General features: G+C 47.8%; 2 protein-coding genes and 1 pseudogene. All 3 read left to right on the top strand.

What is annotated here, in order from left to right; translation table 11 throughout:
- A partial coding sequence (locus AC1D1X_RS24295; protein ID WP_477699486.1) for a DNA adenine methylase occupies positions 1–270 on the top strand: 270 nt, incomplete at its 5' end.
- 160 nt (positions 271–430) lie between these two features.
- Positions 431–808 carry a hypothetical protein gene (locus tag AC1D1X_RS24290; protein WP_477699485.1) on the top strand — a complete coding sequence of 126 codons (378 nt, stop codon included), beginning with the start codon at positions 431–433 and terminating at the stop codon, positions 806–808.
- A 2-nt stretch (positions 809–810) separates the two neighbouring features.
- A pseudogene (locus AC1D1X_RS24285) lies at positions 811–1,005 on the top strand (DGQHR domain-containing protein); the annotation flags it as partial.

Below are 1,005 nucleotides of genomic sequence, written 5' to 3'. Positions count from 1 at the left end.
GATCCACCGTATCCGGCGTTGAATGACACCTCGTTTTTCAATCACTACACGGCGGACAGATTTTCCGGCGATGAGCAATCAAGAGTTGCACGCGTAGCCCGAGATTTGCACTCAAAGGGGTGCCGGGTAGTTGTGTCAAATGCTGATACGCCCGAAGTTCGCGAGTTGTACCGGGGTTGGGAGATCATCAGCATCGAACTTCGCCGATGGATTACAGCGGCCAAAGCTAAACACTTTGTGCGTGAGATCATTGTGTTGTCCCCTCGATAAAAATTGAATTTGGGAGTTCAGTGATATGCAAAGTCCTGCTTGGTTAAACCGTGCGTCCGTTGGGGACGGTTGTCTTTGGCTGTTTATTCAGGTAGGCGTAGGGCTTTTGCCTTTATGGGGTTTGGCCGCAATCTTTTTCCTTGTAGGCAGAAAATATGAGATGTACGACCTGCTGAAAAATGGCGAGTTCGTTTTATATGCGGCGTCCTTTGTTACCGGTGGGTTGTATTCGGTTAGGCACGATATTTTTCCTTTCAGAAAATCAATTCAGGTGGTGCTTGTCATCATTGTGGTGCTCGCGACAGTCGTATTTGCCTCGATTTCGGTTGTCAATATCGGGGAAAAACCGAGTTGGCTTCGGATTGACCAGACCGCTCTAACAACAATCAGCTATGGAGTGTTTGCAGTCTCTACCCTTCTCTGTTTTGGTATTGCTATTGCTGAGGCGGGCAATGCGGGTTTCAACATTCCTGAAAAGCTCCGAAAAGACCGGAAAGCTCTTGAGACGGGATTGGACAAACTGCTGAGCGGAGGTTAAAGATGAGCACCGTAAAAATAAATGCTTTGTCGGTCAAACAACCCATCGGCAGTTTTTATATTGGCGTGATCGAAGCCCGTCAACTGTATGCAATTTCTTACGCAGATATTAGGCGCAAAGAAGGACGAGACATTGAGCGATACATAGGTACGCAACGAGATTTGTCAGAGGGTCGAGTAGCCGAGATAAAGCGGTAC

Source organism: Polaromonas sp. P1_G4, assembly GCF_056405475.1.
This window is presented reverse-complemented; position numbering and strand designations above follow the sequence as displayed.

What these genes read in the sequence shown, in the direction of transcription:
- AC1D1X_RS24290 (WP_477699485.1), top strand. Translation starts at nt 431, where the DNA reads ATGTACGACCTGCTGAAAAATGGCGAGTTCGTTTTATATGCGGCGTCC.